This window comes from Enterococcus sp. DIV1726a, assembly GCF_051710985.1.
GTDB classification, from domain to species: Bacteria; Bacillota; Bacilli; order Lactobacillales; family Enterococcaceae; genus Enterococcus_B; species Enterococcus_B hirae.
The window spans coordinates 606,448-630,231 of sequence record NZ_JBIOLS010000001.1; the positions used below are offsets into that span (position 1 = coordinate 606,448).

Annotated in this window: 21 protein-coding genes and 1 riboswitch; of the genes, 17 read left to right on the forward strand and 4 right to left on the reverse strand. The window is 36.5% G+C overall.

The genetic code is table 11. The features are described from left to right. Positions 1-5 precede the first annotated feature (5 nt). From IGJ27_RS02760 to IGJ27_RS02790, 7 genes are all read left to right on the forward strand, one after another. On the forward strand, positions 6-1,118 hold the full coding sequence (locus tag IGJ27_RS02760; protein WP_178306146.1) for an amidohydrolase/deacetylase family metallohydrolase: 1,113 nt from the start codon (positions 6-8) through the stop codon (positions 1,116-1,118). Beyond that, on the forward strand, positions 1,102-2,208 hold the full coding sequence (locus IGJ27_RS02765; RefSeq protein ID WP_178306145.1) for a DgaE family pyridoxal phosphate-dependent ammonia lyase: 1,107 nt from the start codon (positions 1,102-1,104) through the stop codon (positions 2,206-2,208). Before IGJ27_RS02760 ends, IGJ27_RS02765 begins: the two co-directional genes overlap by 17 nt. Positions 2,209-2,228: 20 nt before the next feature. After that, positions 2,229-2,969, forward strand: coding sequence for a 2-dehydro-3-deoxy-phosphogluconate aldolase (dagF, locus tag IGJ27_RS02770; RefSeq protein WP_178306144.1), 741 nt, complete (start codon positions 2,229-2,231; stop codon positions 2,967-2,969). 19 nt (positions 2,970-2,988) lie between these two features. Beyond that, the gene (locus tag IGJ27_RS02775; protein ID WP_053765925.1) at positions 2,989-3,993 is read left to right on the forward strand and encodes a sugar kinase; all 1,005 of its coding nucleotides are present in this window, start codon (positions 2,989-2,991) and stop codon (positions 3,991-3,993) included. A 1,320-nt stretch (positions 3,994-5,313) separates the two neighbouring features. Next, a complete protein-coding gene (locus IGJ27_RS02780; RefSeq protein ID WP_094940416.1) occupies positions 5,314-5,889 on the forward strand; it encodes a TIGR00730 family Rossman fold protein in 576 nt (191 codons plus the stop codon). Beyond that, complete coding sequence (locus IGJ27_RS02785) at positions 5,889-6,329, forward strand: nucleoside 2-deoxyribosyltransferase (protein WP_010719926.1); 441 nt, start codon at positions 5,889-5,891, stop codon at positions 6,327-6,329. Before IGJ27_RS02780 ends, IGJ27_RS02785 begins: the two co-directional genes overlap by 1 nt. A 22-nt stretch (positions 6,330-6,351) precedes the next feature. Continuing rightward, on the forward strand, positions 6,352-7,056 hold the full coding sequence (locus tag IGJ27_RS02790; protein ID WP_010719925.1) for a deoxynucleoside kinase: 705 nt from the start codon (positions 6,352-6,354) through the stop codon (positions 7,054-7,056). A 229-nt stretch (positions 7,057-7,285) separates the two neighbouring features. Here IGJ27_RS02790 and IGJ27_RS02795 read toward each other — a convergent pair whose 3' ends face one another. Next, positions 7,286-7,468: a hypothetical protein gene (locus IGJ27_RS02795; protein ID WP_010719924.1), complete on the reverse strand. Its 183-nt coding sequence runs from the start codon at positions 7,466-7,468 to the stop codon at positions 7,286-7,288. A 250-nt stretch (positions 7,469-7,718) separates the two neighbouring features. Beyond that, on the reverse strand, positions 7,719-8,144 hold the full coding sequence (locus IGJ27_RS02800) for a hypothetical protein (RefSeq protein ID WP_010719923.1): 426 nt from the start codon (positions 8,142-8,144) through the stop codon (positions 7,719-7,721). A gap of 396 nt (positions 8,145-8,540) precedes the next feature. Here IGJ27_RS02800 and IGJ27_RS02805 point away from each other — a divergent pair, with 396 nt between their 5' ends. From IGJ27_RS02805 to IGJ27_RS02840, 8 genes are all read left to right on the forward strand, one after another. Next, complete coding sequence (locus IGJ27_RS02805) at positions 8,541-9,938, forward strand: glycoside hydrolase family 1 protein (RefSeq protein WP_178306143.1); 1,398 nt, start codon at positions 8,541-8,543, stop codon at positions 9,936-9,938. A gap of 365 nt (positions 9,939-10,303) precedes the next feature. Further along, complete coding sequence (locus tag IGJ27_RS02810) at positions 10,304-11,380, forward strand: ABC transporter ATP-binding protein (RefSeq protein WP_178306142.1); 1,077 nt, start codon at positions 10,304-10,306, stop codon at positions 11,378-11,380. Further along, on the forward strand, positions 11,380-12,267 hold the full coding sequence (locus tag IGJ27_RS02815; protein WP_010719920.1) for a carbohydrate ABC transporter permease: 888 nt from the start codon (positions 11,380-11,382) through the stop codon (positions 12,265-12,267). The genes IGJ27_RS02810 and IGJ27_RS02815 overlap by 1 nt, the downstream gene beginning before the upstream one ends. Beyond that, positions 12,264-13,082: a carbohydrate ABC transporter permease gene (locus IGJ27_RS02820; protein WP_081127814.1), complete on the forward strand. Its 819-nt coding sequence runs from the start codon at positions 12,264-12,266 to the stop codon at positions 13,080-13,082. Before IGJ27_RS02815 ends, IGJ27_RS02820 begins: the two co-directional genes overlap by 4 nt. Beyond that, positions 13,066-14,364, forward strand: coding sequence for an MBL fold metallo-hydrolase (locus tag IGJ27_RS02825; RefSeq protein WP_178306141.1), 1,299 nt, complete (start codon positions 13,066-13,068; stop codon positions 14,362-14,364). Before IGJ27_RS02820 ends, IGJ27_RS02825 begins: the two co-directional genes overlap by 17 nt. Positions 14,365-14,388: 24 nt before the next feature. Continuing rightward, the gene (locus IGJ27_RS02830) at positions 14,389-15,669 is read left to right on the forward strand and encodes an extracellular solute-binding protein (protein WP_063626665.1); all 1,281 of its coding nucleotides are present in this window, start codon (positions 14,389-14,391) and stop codon (positions 15,667-15,669) included. A gap of 637 nt (positions 15,670-16,306) precedes the next feature. Continuing rightward, complete coding sequence (locus IGJ27_RS02835; RefSeq protein ID WP_178306140.1) at positions 16,307-17,857, forward strand: bifunctional metallophosphatase/5'-nucleotidase; 1,551 nt, start codon at positions 16,307-16,309, stop codon at positions 17,855-17,857. A gap of 405 nt (positions 17,858-18,262) precedes the next feature. Then, the gene (locus IGJ27_RS02840; protein WP_178306139.1) at positions 18,263-18,883 is read left to right on the forward strand and encodes a hypothetical protein; all 621 of its coding nucleotides are present in this window, start codon (positions 18,263-18,265) and stop codon (positions 18,881-18,883) included. A 63-nt stretch (positions 18,884-18,946) separates the two neighbouring features. On the opposite strand, the gene IGJ27_RS02845 is transcribed toward IGJ27_RS02840, so the two are convergent. Beyond that, positions 18,947-19,162 carry a hypothetical protein gene (locus tag IGJ27_RS02845; RefSeq protein ID WP_178306138.1) on the reverse strand — a complete coding sequence of 72 codons (216 nt, stop codon included), beginning with the start codon at positions 19,160-19,162 and terminating at the stop codon, positions 18,947-18,949. Positions 19,163-19,279: 117 nt separating this feature from the next. Here IGJ27_RS02845 and IGJ27_RS02850 point away from each other — a divergent pair, with 117 nt between their 5' ends. Then, on the forward strand, positions 19,280-21,355 hold the full coding sequence (locus tag IGJ27_RS02850; RefSeq protein WP_088744981.1) for an LTA synthase family protein: 2,076 nt from the start codon (positions 19,280-19,282) through the stop codon (positions 21,353-21,355). 502 nt (positions 21,356-21,857) lie between these two features. Next, positions 21,858-22,769 carry a helix-turn-helix domain-containing protein gene (locus tag IGJ27_RS02855; RefSeq protein ID WP_010738334.1) on the forward strand — a complete coding sequence of 304 codons (912 nt, stop codon included), beginning with the start codon at positions 21,858-21,860 and terminating at the stop codon, positions 22,767-22,769. 113 nt (positions 22,770-22,882) lie between these two features. On the opposite strand, the gene ndk is transcribed toward IGJ27_RS02855, so the two are convergent. Next, positions 22,883-23,326, reverse strand: coding sequence for a nucleoside-diphosphate kinase (gene ndk / locus IGJ27_RS02860; protein ID WP_010719910.1), 444 nt, complete (start codon positions 23,324-23,326; stop codon positions 22,883-22,885). 219 nt (positions 23,327-23,545) lie between these two features. Then, positions 23,546-23,720, forward strand: a riboswitch (M-box (ykoK) riboswitch). The last annotated feature ends 64 nt before the right edge of the window (positions 23,721-23,784 follow it).

A 23,784-nucleotide genomic window follows, 5' to 3' on the forward strand; every position in this document is an offset into this window, starting at 1 on the left:
TTGTGATGTTCGATTTAGTGATCAGAAATGCTCGTAGATTAACTGGCGAAACAATGGATATTGGGATCAATGATGGAAAAATCCAGAAAATCGCAACAAGTATCCCAGAAAAAGGAAAAACAGAACAAACGTTGCAGCCAGGGCACTATCTTTCTGCTGGCTGGATCGATGACCATGTCCATTGTTTTGAGGAAATGACTTTATATTATGATTACCCAGACCAGATTGGTGTGAGTAAAGGGGTAACAACAGTTATCGATGCAGGAACAACAGGTGCCGAAAATATCCATCAATTTTATGAACGAGCAAAAAAAGCTAAAACCAATGTGTATGCCTTGTTGAATATTTCAAAGTGGGGCATCGTAGAACAAGATGAATTAGCTGATTTATCCAAGATACAAGCGAATTTGGTCAAAGAAAAATTGACTGAATTTCCAGAATTTATCGTGGGAATCAAAGCCAGAATGAGCAAAACCGTGGTTGGGAATAATGGATTGACACCGCTGGAATGGGCGAAAAAAATTCAAAAAGAGAATCATCAAATTCCTTTGATGGTGCATATTGGCTCTGCCCCACCACATTTAGAAGAAATTTTGCAGCTCCTGGAAAAAGGCGATATCTTGACCCATTGTTTTAATGGGAAAGATAACGGGATTATGGAGAAAGAAACTCATCAGATTAAACCGTTTGTCAAAGATGCCTTAGCCAAAGGGGTGATTTTCGATATTGGTCATGGCACCGACAGTTTTAATTTTGAGGTGGCAAAAGCAGCCTATGACCAAGGAATCAAAGCGGACTCTATTAGCACGGATATCTATATTCGTAATCGAAAGAACGGCCCCGTTTACGATTTAGCGACAACGATGGAAAAATTGCATTTTATCGGCTATTCCTGGTCAGAAATTTTAGAAAAGGTAACTTGTGTGCCGGCTAAAAATTTTCATTTAGGAACGAAAGGTCAGATAGAAGTAGGTTTTGATGCGGATTTTACAATATTTGAATTTGTTGACCAAGAAAAGACGATCACTGACTCGAATGGACAACAGCAAGTGATCGATCAACAAATCAAACCAGTTAGCGTAGTTATTGGGGGAAAGAGTTATGAGTGTAAGTTATGATAAATTCAATTTAAAAGAAGTGATCAATGCTTCAGGCCGGATGACGATTTTAGGTGTTTCCAAAGTATCGGAATCTGTTTTGGCAGCGCAACGCTTTGGCGGCGAACATTTTTTTGAAATGTCAGACCTGAGTGAAAAAACGGGTGCTTATCTGGCGAATCTCTTAGCAGTTGAGGATGTTCAGATCGTTTCTTGTGCTTCTGCTGGTATTGTTCAAGCAGTGGCAGCGGTTATTGGCAAAGGAAGTTTAACTCATGTTTATCATCCTTATTCAACAACTATCAAGAAAAAGGAAATTATTTTACCCAAAGGACACAATGTTGATTACGGCACATCCGTTGAATTAATGATTCAACAAGGTGGGGGGCAAGTAATCGAGGCAGGTTATGCCAATATGTGTAGCTCTGAACATCTTAAAAGCTGTATCACTGAAAATACCGCAGCGATTCTTTATGTCAAAAGTCACCATACGGTTCAAAAAAGTATGTTGTCAGTAGAAGAAGCAGTAGCAGTTGCTCAAAAACATGAAATCCCGTTGATTGTTGATGCAGCAGCAGAAGAGGATTTATTCAAATACACTAAACTAGGAGCGGACCTAGTGATCTATTCGGGTGCAAAGGCGATCGAAGGTCCAAGTGCAGGAATGGTGATTGGAAAGAATCCTTATATACCATGGGTGCGATTACAATCAAAAGGGATCGGTCGTTCGATGAAAATCGGTAAAGAGAATATTTTAGGATTTACCCAAGCGGTCACCGATTATCTTGAACATGGCAGTGAATCTGGTGAGTCAATGAAGCGCCGTTTACAACCATTTGTTGAAGAGTTGAATCACATTGATCATTTGTCAGCAACTATTGTTCAAGATCCAGCTGGTCGAGAGATTTATCGAGCGAGTGTTAAAATCAGTGATCGTTCTGCACATTCAGTTATTCAGGCACTAAAAGAAAAAAATCCAGCAGTCTATACACGAGATTATCAAGCGAATCATGGTATCATTGAATTTGACATACGTTCGGTCAATCAAGAAGAAATGAAAAAAATCATTATTCGCCTGCAAGAAATCATGAATGAAACAAAATTATCTTGAGTGAAAAAGGAGAGAAAAAAATGTCACGAATTCCTAACTATTTACACGATCAAGTTTGTTTGAATGTTTTAGCTAATTCTGTTGAAAATGCAGTGGAGTGTTATGAAGCAGCTGAAGGACATATTTTGTTAGGGGTGCTTTCAAAAAACTATGAAACAGACGAAGCAGCTATTACTGACATGAAAAAGTATCAAGCAGCAACGAATAATGCGCTATCAGTTGGCTTGGGAGCAGGTGATCCAAACCAGAGTCAAATGGTGACTCGTTTGGCAAAAGTCTTGCAACCACAACATGTGAACCAAGTATTTACTGGAGTGGGTGCTTCACGAGCTGTGTTAGGTCAAAATGAAACAGTGGTCAATGGATTAGTTTCACCAACAGGTAAAGAAGGGTATGTCAATATTGCAACCGGTCCTTTAAGTTCTCAAGGTACAGCAGGCGTAGTCACGATTGAAACAGCGATTCGCTTACTGCAAGATATGGGAGGAACATCAATCAAGTATTTTCCAATGAAAGGATTAGCACATCAAAAAGAGTATGAGGCGGTAGCGCAAGCTTGTGCCACTTATGATTTTGCATTAGAACCAACAGGAGGAATTGATTTAACCAACTTTGAAGAGATCCTTCAAATCGCTGTCGATGCCAAGGTGAAAAAGATTATTCCCCATGTCTACAGCTCGATTATTGACCCTGAAACGGGCAATACGAAGCCAGAGGATGTCCGGACATTACTACAAATCATGAAAAAAGTTGTCAGCTAAGATGAAAAAAGGTGAGAAAATGAAATTTGGGGCATTTGGAGAAGTGATGTTGCGATTGACACCTCCAGAACACTTGATGCTAGAACAAACCCATACACTAAGACTGGCATATACCGGAACAGGTGTGAATCTAGTTGGTAATCTAGCCCATTTTGATATGGAGAGTTATCTATTGACGGCTCTGCCCGATAATCGCTTAGGCAGTGCTGCGTTAGCTAACTTAAAAAGTATCGGTGTTGAAACGAAGTATGTAATCCAACAAGAACAACATATCGGTACCTATTTCGCAGAAATGGGGTATGGTGTTCGACCTACTGAAGTTACTTACCAAAATCGAAAACATAGTTCTTTTGGATTGTCTCAAGAAAATGACTATGAATTACAGGCGTTTATTGAAACAGTAGATCTTGTGCATATTTGCGGGATCAGTTTGAGTTTGTCTGATCAATGTGCTGAAACGGCGATTTCTCTTGCCAAGAAAGCTCATGCTCAGGGAAAAAAAGTATGTTTTGATTTCAACTTTCGGCCAACATTGAACCAGGAACAAGATCAAAGAAACATCTTGAAACAACGCTATGAGGAAATTTTACCTTATTGTACGATTTTATTTGGCTCGATCCGTGATTTGACGGAATTATTAGAATGGCGAACAAGCGATTCAACGAAAAATCCTATCGCCTATATCCAATCCTTTTTAGCTTATTATGACATCGAATGGTTTGCTGGTACGAAACGAACCAGCCATGAAGGAAGAAAACAATTAAAAGGATATTTGATCACCGTCACAGAAGACGTTGAAACACCTTTTTACGAGTTATTTGTTTTAGACCGAATTGGTGCAGGGGATGCTTTTGCGGCTGGGATATTATTAGGATATGCGGAAAACTGGTCATTGACTAGAACCGTCGAGTTTGCAACAGGAAATGCTCGTTTGGCTCATGCAATCCAAGGAGATGTTCCGCTCACAACTAGAAAACAGGTTCAACAATTACTAGATGCGCCAGATGTCGATTTGATTCGCTAAGAAATAGTCTTGTGATGAATGGACGAAATAAAATGCAACGGAGTGTTAAGAAAGTCTTGAAACGGGAATCAGTGTTTCGAGACTTTTTGACATCGTCTGAAATATTAAAAGTTAGCTTTTAGTAGATAGCGGATCAGCCAAGAGTTGAATAAGCTGATGGTAAAAATCCAGAAATGATTGGATAGAGTTACAACTGTAGCGGTCGTTTTAGATCGCTAACTTTCTCTGTTGTTTTAGGGTCTAAAAGAAGGAGAAATATTTTTGACAAAAATCTGGGAGAAAAACAGTACAGTTTTTTGTAGGTTTTCGTTTTCTCTTGACTACCACGTAAGCGATCAGTATTATAAGGAACAGATAGAAACAGCCGAATAAAAAAAGGCACCTCCATTTCTAGTGGCAGCCAGAAACAGAGGTCTTGAAAAAGTCAACCACATTGACCAATCAAGTTTGCCATAGTCAATGGAAACCATCAACTTCGTTTATTGTATCGAATCTTAAAGGAGAAATCTACCTTTTTTGATGAGAAAAATAGATGAATTACATGTGTTTTATTTACTGTGCCATAAATGGATTGGATACGATGTGTCCAGTCCATTTTTTTATCCAAAAACATACACCTGAGGATAACGAGTAAAATGAAGATAGCAAGTGCAACAAATAGGGGAGAGTTTACTTGGGCGAGTAAAGTGTGTCAATGTTGGTTTTGGCTTTTTCAAGGAACATAAAAAAGCACATGTTTTAGAATAAAAGCATTTGGCTGTTTCTATCGTTTTTCAAGATCAGAACAATAATTGAGTGAGCCGTCGTACCATGAGATAAAACCGATATATTGAAGGAATGTAGATTCTCTTTCAAGTATTGGCTTATTTTTTTGCTATTAGATAAAAAGTTGGTCTTTCTTATTGGTTGTCAAAATGTGATGAATATCAGAAAATAGAACAATTCAAGAAAGCATTTGATTGGGGAGTTCATATACATAAAATTTTTAGCGAAACATTTACAGATAATGAAACATAACAATTATTTTATCAAATTTTTTGCGAGAAAAGAATGATGCTAGATTCTCGTTAAATGAGTGAATGTTATTGTCAGAACACGATGAAAGCAAGCTTTCTTAATTAAGAAAGTCGTTTCAAATTCAAATGTTTATGTTATTTAATATTTTTTTAAAATAAAAAAGATTAAAAAAATATTCGCCGACAAACACTAGATATAGTGTTTGTTTTCTTATATACCACTAAAAAATCACAAAATCTAGTCTTTTATTTTAAAAAAACAAGTGTAAAATGAAGTTAGACTTTTGAGTTGGGATGTGTTTTTTTGAAACTAACAGTTTTTTGTGGCTCCCGTTTTGGTAATAAAGAAAGCTATAAATTTATTGCCCAAACGTTAGGAAAATATATGGCTCAAGAAGAGATTGAGCTGGTTTATGGTGGATCAGAATCGGGTATCATGGGAGTTTTCAGTCAGACTTTACTAGAAAACAATGGGAAAGTCACTGGTATCTATCCAACAGGGCTTTTTGATTCTGAGTTACCGAATACAAATGTAACAACTTTTATTCCTACCGAGACAATCGACGAACGAAAAGTATTGTTATTTGAACAAGGAGATGCTGTTTTGATCTTTCCTGGAGGATTGGGAACCTTAGAAGAGTTTTCTCAACTTTTATCTTGGATGGCCATTGATTTAACAGCGAAGAAACCAATTGGTATTTTAGATATCGGAGGATATTATGAAGGTTTAAAGACGTTATTAGAAACGTTTGCCAAAGAAGAATTTATGGATGCCAAATGGCTGGATTACGTCTTTTTTTCAAATAACCCATTAGAACTAGTCGATTTATTACGCGCAGAAGTAAGTGAAACACAACTATTAATAGAGGAGGCAAATTAATGAGTCAAATTTATTTAGCAGGTCCATTCTTTTCAGAGGAGCAAGTCGAGCGTGTTGCTCGTATCGAAAAAGCATTGGAAGAAAATCCAACGGTGACTGGTTTTTATTCGCCAAGACATCATCAAGAAAGTAATTATGAAATGTTTAGTGCAGGTTGGGCACAAGAAGTTTATGAAAAAGATATGGCAGAACTAACAGCAGCTGATTACGTAGTAGCTATTTTAGATTATGAACATCAAATCATTGATCCAGGGACAGCTTATGAATTAGGGGCAGCGACAATGATGAAAAAACCAATGATTGTTTTCCAAGAAGAGACTGTTCCAACTAATTTGATGATTACTCAAAGTTTGCATACTTATTTAAAAACAGTTGACGAAGTACGTGACTACGATTTTAAAACATTACCAGTAACGAAATACGTAGGCGAGTACTTATAGAAATAGAAAGAGGAAGGATTGCATGTCAGTGATATTAATTTCAGGAACGATTGGTGCAGGAAAAAGCAGTTTGACAGATATGCTTGCGAAAGAAATCGACTCAAAACCATTTTATGAAAGTGTTGAGGATAATGAAGTGTTACCACTTTTTTATTCAAATCCGGAACAGTATGCTTTTTTATTGCAAATTTTCTTTTTGAATAAACGATTTTTAGCGATGAAAAATGCTTTAGTGGATGATGATAACGTGTTAGACCGTTCGATCTATGAAGATAGCCTGCTATTTCATTTAAATGCAGATCTAGGTCGAGTGACCGATATTGAAGTGCAACAATATGATAATTTATTGGATACGATGCTTAACGAGTTAGACGATGTTGCTCCTAAGAAACGTCCAGACTTGATGGTTCATATCAAAGTGTCCTTGGATACAATGTTGGATCGCATCAAAAAACGGGGTCGTGATTATGAACAGCTGGAAAGTGATGAGACACTTTATGACTATTATCGCTCTTTAAACCAACGGTATGATCAATGGTATGAAGATTTTGATGTTTGTCCGAAGATTCAAATCGATGGTGACCGCTTCGATTTTGTTGAAAAGCCAGAACATGCAAAAGAGGTCATTGAACAAATCCAACAAAAATTAGCAGAATTAAGCGATGTAGAGGCAGGGAAATACTTTACTGAGAATCAACATGCAAAAGGACAAGGACTGGGTCAGTAAACAGTCATAATGTTCCATTTTAAAAAGATGATGACATCGTTCATTTTAAGAAACAAGCTGGAAAACCTCCAAGATAGTTGAAACGATTTGGCGGTTTTCCAGCTTGTTTTTGGCTAAGTGAAGAAGATAGTAAAAAATAGGTCAAAAGATTTGAACATGTCTTTTGACCTCTTCAAATCTTTTGACCTATTGGTATCCTGCCATACTTATACAAAATAAGGCCGAGACTTTATTTAACAGTTAAAACATCCGCATGTCTTTCTTTCGTATAGGATTCAAATGACTTAAATGAATCTTTTACAGTTTTATGACAGTGATCGCAAATACTTAAGCTTCCTTGATCACTAAATTCGGTATGAATATTTTTACTGGTTGTACAAGTACAATAATCATGACTATCAAATATACTCATTTTTTTCTCCTTTATCACATTGTGCTTACCCAATATACCAGAAAGAAATGGCAGAAACAAAAAAATTAAGAGAAATTAACAATTTCTCTTAATTCCGGTTAATTCCTAGCGAGTGAGCGATGTCAGCTCTCGTTTTTTTGTACGAAGTGACAAGAAAACAGCCAGAACAGTTGCAAGTTTTTTCAAAAATAAAAGCTGTTCTAAAAGTTTTTTCTTTACTGATCAGGTCAAGTCGGTCTTTTTAGGTCTTTTACAAACTATAAATATTTCCGTCCTGATCTTCGATTCGGTAGTTTCCGATCTTTTTGAAGGTAACGGATACTTCTTTACCATCTTCTTTACCAGAGATGGTATAAGTGTCTGCTTCGGTCTTGATCTTGATATCATTGAGTACTGTTTTTTCTTGAGAAGTACTTGCGGTATCTTTTTCAGTTCCTGTATAGGTACGTGTCCATTCCATTTTATGATCGCTAAAAATGATTTGCCCACTGACTAAATTCATGTCTTTGCGGACTTTTAATGAATAGTTACTGTTACTGATATCCTCTTTTTCAGCTTGTAGAGTCGATGAATCTGTCGTTTGGTCTGCTGAATTACCAGATCCACCGAATAGGCTGCATCCTGATAAAGTAAAACAGCTGACAAGCGAAAGAACCATGATGACTAATTTCTTCAAAATATTTCCTCCATTGTATGATACAGCTTTAACTACAAACGGTGTGAATCCTCTAGTCAACCAAGTTGGCTGGGTTTCTGTCGTTGCGTTTACTGTGACTAATAAATTAGTATAGCTTCTATTATAAGATTTAGGAATACTAGCTTTTGTCTATTCCATTGAAAAAAGGTATTTATGTCTCTTCTATTCAATCTCATTTCTTTACAGATGTCAACTCCCCTTCAAAAGGACTGGTTTGCTCAGTACAGCAAATGAAGTAGGGGTGTACGAGTCGTTTCAACTAAATAAAACGTTTGCTAAATTAACTTGTAACTGGTGTAAACGTTTGCTATATTGAGTAGGGAACAAGTATTATTTAGCAAATAAACTGAACTCTTTAATAGAAGGTGTGAGTGGATGACAAATTATCAATTTCCAAGTAATTTTTGGTGGGGATCAGCCGCAAGTGGCCCGCAAACAGAAGGTCGTGTTGCTGGCGATGGTAAAGGAGAGAATATTTTTGATTATTGGTTTAGCCAAGAACCAGAAAAGTTCTTTAATCAAGTAGGTCCTGAAAAGACATCACAAGTGTACACGAAGTATAAAGAAGACGTTCAATTAATGAAACAAACTGGACACAATAGTTTTCGTACTTCGATCCAATGGAGTCGCCTGATTCCTGAAGGGACTGGCGAAGTGAATCAACAAGCTGTTGATTTTTACCATGCGTATTTCGATGAATTGATCGCTAATGGCATTGAACCATTTGTGAATTTATATCATTTTGATATGCCGATGCCTTTGCAAGAAAAAGGCGGATGGCTCAATCGGGAAACGGTTGAAGCGTATGAAAGGTATGCTAAGATTTGTTTTGAATCATTTGGGACGAAAATCAAAAAATGGTTTACCCATAATGAGCCAATCGTGCCAGTTGAAGCTGGGTATCTTTACCGTTGGCATTATCCGGAAGAGTCCGATATGAAAAAGGCGATCCAAGTAGGCTATCATGAAGCGCTGGCTTCTGCATTAGCCGTCAAAGCATATCATTCCATGGCATTAGATGGCTCAATCGGAATCATTTTGAATCTAACACCAAGCTATCCTCGGGATGAAAACAACCCAGAAGATGTCAAAGCAGCTAAATTAGCTGATGCCTTTTTTAATCGTTCGTTTCTTGATCCAGCAGTTAAAGGTGAGTTCCCACCAGAATTGATCGCCATTGTGAAAGAATTAGACATGGTACCAGCGATGCAAGAAGATGACTTAGCGATCATTAAAGAAAATACCATTGACTTATTAGGAATCAATTATTACCAACCAAGAAGAGTCAAAGCGAAAGAAACTCCGATTGATCATGAAAATGGACCAATGCCAGAAGATTATTTTGATAATTATGAAATGCCAAATCGTAAAATGAATCCTTATCGTGGTTGGGAAATTTATGAAAAGGGAATTTATGATATCTTAATCAATGTTCGAGACCATTATGGTAATATTGACTGTTTCATTTCTGAAAACGGTATGGGTGTTGAAAATGAAGCACGTTTTATCGAAGAAGATGGGATGATCCACGATGATTATCGCATTGAATTTGTCCAAGAACATCTAAAATATGTTCACCAAGCAATCGAAGAAGGTGCTAATTGCTTGGGGTATCATATGTGGACGTGTATGGATAACTGGTCGTGGACCAATGCTTACAAAAATCGTTATGGATTTATTTCCGTTGATTTAGCGAATGATGGTAAACGGACAATCAAAAAATCTGGTCACTGGTTTAAAAAACTATCTGATACCAACCAATTTACAATATAAAAAAGTCAACGTTCCTCTTGCTCCGTTTAATAAACGGTCAAGAGGAATATTTTTGTTTGTTTGAAAAATTAGAATACAATGAAAACGCTTTTGAATGTATATAAATAAAGAATGTTATTTGATATCTTTATAAAGTAAGTATGCTTTTTAAGTGATTTTTTTAGTTTTTATCAATTGTAACCGTTTCTATATGATTAAAATACGAACGTTATCTTTTTTGGAGGAAGTGTGAGCAGATGGTTTTCTTTTCAAGATATTTACACAGAATTAAATCAATCTACACATAGAAGCGTTAGCATTGATTATAAGGTAGAAATTATTAACACCTGTAAAAAGAAATTTTATTACGTGAGGGGCTATGAAAAATGATTGAGGTTATCAATCTGAAGAAAGTATTCGATAATGGGTTTGAAGCACTGAAGTCTGTTGATTTTCAAATCGAAAAAGGGGATTTGGTTTGTTTGCTGGGCCCTAGTGGTTGTGGAAAATCAACGATTTTGAATTTGATTGCGGGGTTATTAAGCCCTAGTCATGGGGACATTCGTTTTAGTGGAGAGTCGGTGGTACGAACGGAACCGAAAGATCGGAATATTGGTTTTGTATTTCAAAATTATGCTTTATACCCGCATATGACTGTGGTTGAGAATATTATGTTTCCATTGACGGTTGGCGAAAATAAAATCAAAAAAGCAGAAGCTAAAAAAATATCACAGGAATATATGAAACTAACGAATATCGAAGAACTCCAAGATAAAAAACCAGGGACTTTATCAGGTGGACAACAACAACGTGTGGCTATTACACGAGCCTTAGTCCAGAAACCAGAAGTTTTATTATTAGACGAGCCCTTAAGTAATTTGGATGCACGCTTGCGATTAAAGATACGAGAAGAAATCCGTCGTTTGGTAAAAGAAGTTGGAATCACTACGATTTTTGTGACGCATGATCAAGAAGAAGCACTTTCGATTAGTGACAAAATCATTTTACTGAATGAAGGTGTGATTCAACAAAATGATATTCCGCAAAATTTATACTTAGACCCGGCTAATCTGTTTGTTGCTAATTTTATCGGTAATCCGATCATCAATACGTTACCGGTCGAGGTCAATGTTCGTGAAGGGAAAATCAGCCATACGGATTTTCAAATTCCTCTGACGAAACTGGAATCCGCTCAATTAAGAAAACCATTAGTGGATGGAAAATATATCTTAGGGATTCGACCAGAAGACGTTTTTCCAACGACTAACGGATTGTTCGAAGTACAAGTTTCTGGAGTTGAATTGATCGGACGTGAACAGATTTTGAATTTTTCGCTCGCTGCGAAACGTCTGAAATCGATCGTTAGTATTGAAAAGCTCATCGAGGAAGATACGGCACTCTCTTTTGATTTTCAGTACCATAAAATGTTTCTTTTCGATGAAGAAGGGGAGCGGGTGTACTAATGTTCAAAAAAGCATATGATCCAGAAAATCAACCGAAAGCTTGGTTCTTCTTACTGCCATCATTGGTTATTATTGTTTTGTTCAGTATCTATCCGTTGTTCCGTTCACTAGCGATGAGCTTTCAAAAAGGCTCCTTAATCAATCAACAATTTGCAGGAATTGAGAATTATCAGCGTGTGTTGTCAGACCCAGTCTTTATCAAAGCATTAAGAAACACCGCATTGTTTGCTTTTACAGTTGTTCCTATTTCATTGCTCCTTTCACTGGGAATTGCTTGGGTGATCTTTGAAAAAGTGAAACATAAGACTTTTTTTGAAACGATTTTTTTCATGCCTTATGTGACAAGTACGATTGCTATCGGGATCGTCTTTCGCTATTTTTTCAACGGGTCCTATGGGCTCATTAATTATTTGCTGAATTTTTTAGGATTTGAATCAATCAATTGGTTAGATAATGTTTCGATGAGTATGACAACGTTGATTATCTTTGGGGTTTGGACCAGTCTCGCATTCAATATCATTATCTTATTGGCTGGTTTAAGAAATATTGACGAAGAGCATTATAAAATTGCTCGAATGTTTGGAGCAGATGCTTGGGAGATTTTTAGTCGGATCACGTTTCCTCAATTGATCCCAACGATCACCTTCTTGTTGACTGTCAATATCATCGGAGCGTTTAAAGTCTATACTCAAGTCTATGCTTTGTTTGGTGGGCAGCCAGGGATCGCCAAAAGTGCTACGACAGCGGTCTTTTATATTTACGATAAATTCCACATCGCTGGTCGACCAGGGATCGCTATGGCGGCGACGGTCATTTTGTTCCTCGTCATTTTACTGATCACATTTATTCAAAATAAATTGTTGAAGAAAGTAGGGAGAAGAGGATGAAAAAAGTTGTTACAGGACTCTCATTGCTATTTATCGGAATTTTAGGGATCGTAACGATTTTTCCATTTATTTATATGATTTTAGCTGGGTTGATGACATATAGTGAGGCAACGAGTATTCCGCCAACCTTACTGCCAACATCATTTCAATGGGGAAATTATACGGAGGTATTTGAAAAAGCACCATTTTTACGTTATTTCTTCAATACCGTCTTTGTTTCGTTAGTAACTACGATCGCTACAGTCATCACATCTGTTTTAGCGGCTTTTGCGTTAACAAGTCTGGAATTTCGTTTTAAAAAATTGATTATCGGGATCATGATCTCATTACTAATGGTTCCTTATGAGTCCATTATTTTTACGAATTATAATACGATTTCACGAATGGGATTACTAAACAGCTATAGTGCATTGATCATTCCTTTCTTGACCAGTATTTTTTATATTTATTATTTGAACGGGTATTTAAAGAGTATCTCCAGTACCTTTTATAAAGCAGCTAAAATCGATGGTGCCAGTGATCTAGAGTATATTTGGAAAATTTTAGTGCCGATGTCTAAACCAGCACTAGTCACGGTGGGTATCTTGACGTTTATTTCAAGTTGGAATTCATTTTTATGGCCACTGCTTGTGACGAACGAGAAAAAATTCCGCCTGTTAAATAATGGTTTAGCTGCTTTTACCTCTGAAAGTGGGAGTGACGTTCATTTACAAATGGCGGCGGCGACGTTAACAGTTATCCCGATTTTGATTATTTATTTGATTTTTAGAAAAGAAATTATACGAGGAGTGGCGAAAAATGGAATCAAAGGATAAAACAGTGATTACTTTCCATAGCGGAATCTTAACGATCGGTGGAACGATCATTGAAGTTGCCTACCGCGATTCACACATCTTTTTTGATTTTGGCACAGAGTACCGTCCAGAATTAGACTTAGCTGATGAATCTTTAAATACATTGCTTGAACATCGATTGATTCCTGACTTGAATGGATTATATGATCCAAGGCTGTTTGATCAAGTACAGCACATACAAGCAGGAGAAAGAGAGCCGTATCAGCATACAGCCGTTTTCTTATCTCACGCTCATTTGGATCATTCAAAAATGATCAATTATCTTGATCCAGCAATTCCTTTATACACTTTAAATGAAACGAAGCAAATCTTACATTCCCTTCATCGAAACAACGATTTCTTGATTCCTTCTCCTTTTGAAAAAGAAGGGTTTATACGTGAAATGAATGGATTATCTCCTTATGAAACTGTCCAGATCGGAGAAATCAGTGTGGAGATTCTACCAGTCGATCATGATGCGTATGGTGCAGCTGCTTTACTAATCAAAACGCCTGATCAATTCTTGACTTACACTGGTGACTTGCGTCTTCATGGATATGACCGGCAAATGACAGAAACGTTTTGTCAAAAATCATTTCAGACTGACTTATTGATGATGGAAGGCGTCAGCATCAGTTTTCCTGACCGAGAAATAAGCGAACAAACGCCAATTGCTACGGAAGAAGAGCTAGTTCAGCGCTTTTGTGAACTGGTCGATCAATATCCTAATCGTCAAATTACTTTCAATGGGTACCCAGCAAACCTTAAACGCTTTGAAATGCTGGTGAAACAATCCCCGCGAACGATGGTTTTAGAAGCGAATATGGCTGCATTAATGAAAGAAGTTCTAGGAATGGATGTGCCCTATTACTATTTAACGGATAGTCCAGTCATTCCGATTCTTCAGTCAGAATTAGAATATCCCTACGAAGTTTTACGCAACGATGAAACAACTTTTGTTTGGCAAGTCGTTGATAATATAGAAAACTTGCAAGGAGGAGGTTTATACATTCATAGTGATGCCCAACCATTGGGAGATTTTGATCCACAATATGCTGTCTTTTTAAAGATTTTAGCTGAAAAGCAAGTTGAATTTGTTCGATTATCGCTGTCTGGACACGCATTTCCAGCTGATTTAGCTGAAATCATCGACAAGATACAACCAAAAGTGTTAGTGCCGATCCATACGTTAAAACCCGAGAAATTAGTCAATCCTTATGGAGAAAGAATTTTGCCAAAACGTGGCGAACAAATTATTTTATAAGAGAAAAGGGAGAGTAAAAAGAAGATGAAAATGAAAAAATGGGCTTCTGTGTTTGTGGCTGCAGCAGCAGTATTTGCGTTAAGTGCTTGTGGAAAGAATGAAAAGGTAGATAGTTCAAGTGAGGATATCGTAACAGAAATCAATGAAAAGACAACGATCAACTTCTGGCATGCGATGAATGGTGCGCAAGAAGAAGCATTAACTAAACTTACAGATGACTTCATGAAAGAAAATCCTAATATCAAGGTAGAGTTGCAAAATCAATCGCAATATTCGGATCTTCAAGCAAAAATCAATTCGACATTACCTTCACCTAAGGATCTGCCGACAATCACTCAAGCTTATCCAGGATGGCTATGGAATGCCGCTCAAGATGAGATGTTGGTTGATTTAAACCCTTATATCGAAAATGATACGATTGGCTGGAAGGATCAGGAAGAAATCCGTGATTCATTATTAGAAGGTGCTAAAATTGATGACAAGCAATATGGTATCCCTTTTAACAAATCAACGGAAATGCTTTTCTACAATGCAGATCTATTAAAACAATATAACGTTGAAGTGCCGACGACACTAGCAGAATTAAAAGAAGCTTCAAAAACGATCTATGAAAAATCAGATGGGCAAGTGGTGGGTGCTGGGTTTGATTCATTGAATAACTACTATGCGATCGGTATGAAAAATCAAGGTGTTGATTTTGACAAAGACTTAGCTTTAGATGGGAAAGAATCACAAAAAGTGATCGATTACTATGCTGAGGGCGTCAAAGATGGTTATTTCCGAATTGCTGGATCGGATAAGTACTTGTCAGGTCCTTTTGCAAATGAACAAGTGGCAATGTTTGTTGGCTCGATTGCTGGAGAAGGTTATGTGAAAAAAGATACTGAAGGAAAATTTGAGTATGGCGTTGCGCCACGTCCTGAAAAAATCAATTTGCAACAAGGAACGGATATCTATATGTTCAGTAGTGCCAGTGCTGAAAAACGCACAGCTGCTTTTGAATATATGAAATTTTTAGCGCAACCGGAAAACCAACTGTATTGGGCAAATATGACTGGTTATATGCCAATCGTTGAATCGGTTCTTGAAAGTGATGAATACAAGAATTCTACAGAAACAAAAGTACCACAATATTTAGAAGCAGCTACTTCTGATCTATTCTCGATCCCTGTGATTGAAAACGCAGATCCTGCTTATAATGAGGTACGTTCGATCATGGAAAACATTTTATCGAATACGAATCAAGATACGAAGAAACTGATAAAAGATTCCGTTCCTCAATTGGAAGATGCTTGGAATCAATAAACAATCGAACGAAAGAACGTTAAGAACGTTAGCTTGTTTGCTTTAGGCGGTTGTGACAAAAGTGTTTAACATCAAGAAATAAGAAGGAGTTTCCGAAATTTTCTTCTCAAATTTTGGGTCAATTTCGGCTTATTTTTCGAAGATGCTGCTTTTGTCTCGCTGTGAACAAGAGGCTGTGAGAGAAGCGTTTAGCTCCGAGCGGATAAGAGAGGATTTTTTAAAATAGTTCCTCATATTTTAGAAAATCATCGCTTATTGTTGAGGAATTGCTTCTTGAACGCCGTTTAGCAAGCGGTCGTGAAAAGAGTGTCTTGACCTGAGCGCTCACCAAGTAAAAACTGCGACGAGTAATCGCAGGAGCATTAAGGAAGAAAATCTCGAAACAGCTTTCCATGTTTTGAGATTTTTTGACTTATCGCCCAAGGTCAGCTCTTTGAACACCGTAAATCAGAGGTCGTGAAAACATCGGTTAGCTCTGATGACAATAAGAAAGAATTTTTTGAAACAGCTTCTCATGTTTTGAAAAATTCAGGCTTATTTCAAGGAGCTGATGTTTGAACACCGTTTATTCGTTTTTAGAGAGACTAAAAGAGACTGAGGCAAGTTTTGGTTCAGTCTCATGAAATGGGAGACAAGTATGAAAATAACATTGTTAGCAACTAGTGACGTCCATGGGTATATCTATCCAACGAACTATGCGACGGATCAAGAACAACCTTATGGCTATGCAAAAATTGCCAGTAGGATCAAACAAATCAGAGAAACTAGCCCAGACCCTCTTTATGTCATTGATAACGGTGACTTCATTCAGGGGTCACCTTTTAGTTACTACTTAGCAAAACAACAAGATCACCACGTCTCAGAATTAACAAATGTCTTAAATGAAATGGATGTGGATGCTAGTATATTAGGAAATCATGAATTTAATTATGGCTTATCTTACTTAGAACAAGCTATCGCTAGTTATCATCATCCTGTCTTATCTGCTAATATTTTAACGAGCAAAGGCGATCCTTATTTTGGACAGCCCTATGTGATGATTGAAAAACAAGGGATCAAAGTGGCAATTTTAGGGTTGACCACGCAATATATTCCTCATTGGGAACAACCTGAAACAATTAAAGACCTACAATTTGTTTCTGCAGTTGAAGCAGCAAAACAATATGTACCTAAACTTAGAGAATTAGCAGATGTAGTGGTTGTAGCTTATCATGGTGGATTCGAGAAAGATTTAGAGACTGGCGAACCCACCGAAGCATTGACTGGCGAAAATGAAGGCTTCCAACTACTCCAAGAAGTAACTGGGATGGATGCGTTGATTACTGGGCACCAACATCGAGTGATTGCTGCGAAGGTAAATGGTGTGCCGATTATCCAACCGGGCTATCGTGGCGAATTTTTAGGTAAAATCGAATTATCCTTGGAAAGAACAGTTAATGGCTATCGTGTTTCGGACGGAAAAGCAGAACTGATTTCCTTAGTAACTGACGAGGCAGATGAAGACATTCTTTCACTTGTTCAAAAAACAGAAAATGAATTGCAAACATGGCTTGATCAACCAGTGGGAGAGGTACAAGGAGACATGAAAATCACTGATCCGATGCAAGCACGAATCGTGGAACATCCTTATATTGAGTTTATTAATCGGGTGCAAATGGCTGCCAGCGGAGTATCGATTTCTGGAACGGCTCTGTTCAACAATGAAGGTCAAGGATTCAATGAAACTATTACAATGAGAGAAATTATTACCAATTATATTTATCCTAATACTTTAGCAGTTCTTAAAATTATAGGGCAGGATCTAAGAGATGCCTTAGAACAAACAGCAAACTTCTTGGCAATAGAATCAGGCGAGATCGTATTTAATCCTGCGTTCATTGAACCTAAACCACAGTATTATAATTATGACATGTATGAGGGCATTGATTATGAGATCGATTTACGTCAACCAGTAGGGCAAAGGATCACTAAATTAGCCAGAGCAGGCAAACCGATCCATCCTGAGGAAGAGCTGGAAGTAGTCATGAATCAGTACAGAGCGGTTGGTGGTGGGAATTATCACATGTTTTCTGCCGATAAAATCATTCGTGAAATCCAAATCGATATGACTGAACTGATTGCTGATTATTTAAGAAAACATCAACAAATTCATGCTGAAGTGAATCATAACTTTCGGGTAATCAAGTAAACAAGGGGGACAGAAATTAGTGAAATCTGTCTATTCAAGTCTATTCAAGAAAAGAGCAAGCCAAAACGAAGGTAAATAAATCGAAGCATGCAATTAACAAAATTGTTTATCAAAACTAATCCAAAAGGTAATTGTTGTAAATGATTAACAGTCTCAAGTGTTGTAAGTTTCAGGTTATTTTCAATGTACTTATAACGTTTTTTTGGTGAAAGTATGATCTTAGAAACGTTCTAAATTTGCTTTACTATAAATTTAGTTACAACCTTTTTTATAAAACGATCCATCAGTATGGGTTATTTATAAAAAAATTTTCGTTATTTAATATCTTTTTTTACTTTTTTGTCTTTACTCTTCATTTTTTGTATATAATGGAATAGGCAAATTTGAATGGGAGTGGAGAAAGGTATGAGAAAAAAACGTCCTTTTCTTCTCTTTTGGTTAGTTGTTTTTTTCTTACTGCTTTTTTTATCAGCCGCAGTTTCAGGAAAAATGACAGCAGATATCGCTCAACTAGAAACAGAAAAAATCATTGCAAGTAAAGAATCAGTAGATAAATTTAAAAAAGAATTTTCTACTTATTGGTGGAAGGATTACAAGATAGTAGCCAACTATGATAAGGGAGAATTAGAGCTTTATTTGCCAAAAGACAAGGAAAGTAATCAGTTTATCAATATTGATGATGTCTTAAGTGCTATTTCGTTAAGACAATATCAATTCAACGATAAACATTTGACCGTCTTACTTTTAACCAATGACGGAGAAAAACTAGCTCGATTAAAGAACGGAAAAGTAATAACCAGCTATTCAGATAAGGTGAATCGTGAGGTTGTTAGTACCCGTCTGAAAGATTGGATAAAAATGAATAAAGAAGTCAAAGAAAATTCTGATACGACTCAGGAAAGTTCTTCTGAACGTTCGGAAACAATTCAAAGTACGACCCAAAGTAAGTCCAAGACGCAATCGAGTCGTACAACTAAAAATAGCACAAAAAACAGCAAAGCAAGTCAGCAACAGAAGGCAAAGTAACACGAGTATTTTAGTAAGAGTACGAAAACTGTGAAATAGATGGGGCAACACGTCTTTTCCAGCTCAAGTACTGAAAGGTGCATGATAGTCATTCGTTTGAAATGATGGAAGTTCATTTGTTTTTACTAAGTTACTGTTTTCTGCTGAATCTTTGACTGATTGTTCTTGCTTCATTCGATAACTAGAACTATTGTAGTTCAGGTTGACCAAAACAAAAACAGATAACAAAAACTCCTCAGGATGGACATATTTAGTCTGAGGGGTTCTTTTTTTTGGCATAGATATCCATAATTGCTCCCTTCATTTCTAAAAAAAATCTTAAAATAACCCTTTTTTTAGGAAATTTTCATTTTTTAGGAGCAGAATAAAAAAAAATAAAAGAGAGAAGTGATACTTGTGACACATTTGAAAAAATTGTGCCAAAATCGTTTGCTGATTGTTTTGACAGCTAGTTTTTTCTTTTGGCTGAAAACGATCTTTGCCTATTACGTTGATTTTTCATTGGGCGTTGAAGGCAGCATCCAATACTTTATTCTGTGGATTAATCCAATTGCAACGACATTGTTGTTTTTTGGTTTAGCATTATATATAAAAAAATTGAAACCCGCATTGATTGTTCTTTTAATCATTGATATTTTAAATACGCTTTTGCTTTATTTGAATATTATTTTTTATCGAGAATTTACAGATTTCGTGACCGTAAAGTCTATTCTAGGCTTTTCTAAAGTTTCACAAGGTTTATCAGGAAGTTCCTTTGCATTAATGAGACCTCATGACATTTTGTATTGGTTGGATATATTAGTATTTGTAGGACTCATCATCTGGATGTTTGTTAAAAAAATACCAGTAAAAAGTCCTGCAGTCTCTAAACCAGTGGCGATCGCAGTCACTTGTCTGTCAGCGTTGATTTTTTCAGGAAATTTAGCGCTTAGTGAAGCAAATCGTCCCCAATTGTTGCAACGGACGTTTGACCGTTCTTACATCGTCAAATATTTGGGAATCGATGCCTATACTATTTACGATGCTATCAAAACAGGGATGACAAGTAGTGTTCGTGCGCATGCAAGTAGTAATGGTGTGGAAGAAGTGAGAAAATACACCGAAAATCATTATGCTGCTCCTAATCCAGCAACATTTGGCGTGGCTAAAGGGAAAAACATCATTGTCCTGCATTTAGAAAGCTTCCAACAATTTCTAATCAATATGAAGGTAGATGGTCAAGAAGTAACGCCATTCTTAAATAGTATCTATAAGAATCAATCAACGATCAGCTTTGACAATTTCTTCCATGAAGTTGGACAAGGAAAAACAAGTGATGCAGAAAATATGTTAGAGACGGGAACTTTTGGTTTACCACAAGGTTCTTTGTTTACCGAGCTAGGTTCAGATAACACGTTCCAAGCTGCTCCAGCAATCTTGGCGCAACAGCAAGGCTATACGAGCGCGGTTTTCCATGGGAATGTCGGGAGCTTCTGGAACCGAGATCATGTGTATAAAAATTTAGGCTATGACAACTTCTTTGATCGTTCTTATTTCAATAGTTCAGATGAAACGTTGGGATATGGTATTTTAGATAAGGACTTATTCAGAGAATCAGCTAAATATTTGGAACATTTACAACAACCGTTCTATACTAAGTTTCTTTCGGTAACCAATCATACGCCATACTATACAGACGATAAACATTTTAATTTCCCATCATTGAAGACTGGCAATAGCAGAGTAGATGATTACGTCCGGACAGCTCATTATTTAGATCAATCGTTGGAACAATTCTTTACGTATTTGAAAAAATCCGGTATCTATCAAAATTCGATGTTTGTCATCTACGGAGATCATTTTGGAATATCCAATACGGATAATAAAGACTTGGCGAAAGCCTTAGGAAAAGACCCTGCTACTTGGGATGATTTTGATAATGCTCAAATGCAGCGAGTGCCATTGATGTTCCACATTCCAGGTTATAAAAAAGGTGAGATCAATCATGAATATGGTGGCGAAATTGATGTGTTACCTACCCTGTTACACTTAGTAGGAATCAATGATAAAGACTATATCCATTTTGGTACAGATTTGCTTTCACCACAGCATGATCAGTTGGTTGCCTTTAGAAATGGTAATTTTGTGACACCTAAATATACCGTTTTAGATGGAAAAACTTATGATAACCAAACAGGGGAAATCATTGATCCTAAAAAAGCTGGTATCCAAAAAGAAGTGGAAAAAGATCAGAATCAAGTCAAAACGGCTTTAAGTTTATCTGATAAGTTGAATCAAGAGAATCTATTACGTTTCTATGTACCAGATAACTTTAAAACGATTGATCCTAAAAAGTATGATTATAAAAATGATGCAGAGAAAAATGAAACCATTGAAAAACAAAAAGGAAGCAAGTCCACGAGTGTTTATTCTAAAAATGGAAATAAAACAACGACTAACCTTTACCCTGCAGAAACAGATGAGAATAATTAAATGAATAGTTGATAAAACTTCCAAAAAAGTCGATTTGTTTTCACTTTTTTGGAAGTTTTTTTTATATAATTCGTAAACTTTTTTATTTTAGCGTATGTAATTAGTGAAGGAAACAAATTTTTTACAGCGATTCTTTTGGAAGTGAAAAATCCGAGGAAATTTGGATAGGTGTAAAAAATGATGGCTGAATTCAGTTGAATCAAATAAAAATAGAAAAGGAAAACAGGATAAACTTGTCAGCTATAGGTTGACCGAAGAATAAAAATCAGAAACAACAAGGAGGGGAAACGTTTAATCAAAACAACAACTGGCAATGAACGAACATGTACATATAGAAGCACAGATCCAAGCAGCTAATTTATTTTTCAACACTTTGGCTAAACATTTCTTATCATACAAACGGTCATGTGATACGTGTTGTAGAAGTGTTACAAGAAGGATGAAAGATCAACTGTTTCGTACATGGCACTCACTCAGTTATTGGTTTTGGTAACGATCAATTATGTATGATGGAGAATTAATCAAGCAACTTCGAGTGAATCGAAAGTTGACACAAACACAGTTAGCAAAGGGAATCTGTTCTAAAACATCTCTAGTAGGAATCGAAAATCATACCGTAAAGAAGATCTCTTTTTGTACACTAAAAGCCTTCTTGGAACGCTTAAATATTTCTTTGGCCGAATATGAATGGTTACGTAATCAGCTTGAAGAACCCAAAAAAACGAAGAAAAGTCGGCATCTTTTAAATAAAATCCAAGAAGAGAACTTTGATCCTTATAAGGAAATTGCCAACAACCGAAAGCAATATAAAAAAACAGCTGATTTATACTATTTAATGTTAAACCTACAGATGTTTTGGCAGACGAATGGAAAAATGGAGTTGCAATTAGAATTTCTAGGATATGAGTGTCGTACGATTGAAGAATACTTTATGAAAATCAGGGAATATGGTCATTTTGAGTTAGATATTCTTTCCAAGTACCCCTATATTTTCAGTGATTCATTTCTAGACAATCATTACTTGAAAATCAAAAAAAGAATGCGACAAATGACCGATTCTTTGAATGAAGACTATTTATTTACATTTTTAATGAATCTCACGCTTTATTATATCGATAAAAAACGTTTCAAAAAAGCGCGTAGTATCAACCTCGATATGTCTCGCAGTTTGGCACACAAAGAAAAATCAACAATCATTTATGAAAGTTTGATGACAGAATACTACAGAAAGCTAATTGCACAAGCCTTAGGTGAACCACTTTCAAAAGAGTTGAATACTTTTTTTACGGTCATCGAATATACCCTAGGCAAGAAAGAGCGCAAACGTCTTGAAGAGAAACTCTTGGAAGTGATAAAAGAAGAAGAGAAAAAAATGATGCTGTTTGAACAGATTGCCAAGATAGAACAAGAATAAGTAAGACAAGTGAATAAGAGTAGAAAAGACCTTGCAACAATCATTGACTAAACGAACTGTCAGGTACTTTTCTGCTCTTTCACTCAACTATCAGTAAGAGCAAATCTGTTTGGTCATTCAGGATGAACGATCTCAGATTTTTGCTTTTTTGTATCGAATAATGGGAAAAAACGATTGATTTCATTGGTTGCAGCATCTCTTGAATCAGATGCATGAATGATATTTTCAGTTCCAGGTAAGGCATAATCTCCACGAATCGTTCCAGGAACAGCATCTACAGCTTTAGTTGCACCGACCATCTTACGGACGATATCGATGACATCCTCTCCAGCTAAAACAAGATAGACTACTGGTCCCGAGGTCATATAATCAATCAATTCATCGAAAAAGCTCCGACCACTTAAGTGATGATAATGCTCTTGTGCGAGTTCTTTTGTCATTGTTGCAAACTTCATTTCAGTAATTGCTAATCCTTTTTCTTCAAATCGTTGGATGATCCGCCCAATTAAATGACGTCTGACACCATCCGGTTTGATAATGACCAATGTACGTTCCATCTGATACACCCCTTTTTTTGTTATACCTTTATTATACTGGTGTCTGAGTAAACCCACAATCAAAGTGAAAAAGCTGATCAACATGCGGGCTATTAAATTCAATAAGAATTTTCTAACCCCATCAATCAAAAACAATTTATTTACCATAAATGTTTGGAAAAAGCAAAAAATAAGTTTGACAATCGGTGCATAAGTTGTTATATTTACGAAGGAAAACTAAATAGGATTTGTTAGGTGAGGCTCCTATACAAACACAGGCTACTGCCCAAAAACGTCGAGAGACGCCAATGGGTAGAACAGGAATTGTCGAGACAAGGCTTTTCATAAGGTAGCTAAAAGCAAGGAATTGCTTTTTACGTTGTACAGTGTCAAAACTCAACGATGAGATCAAAGAAGCTTTTTTTTATGTGCTTTTTCGACCTTTCGCTGAATTTTTGATGAAAGGTCTTTTTGTGTTG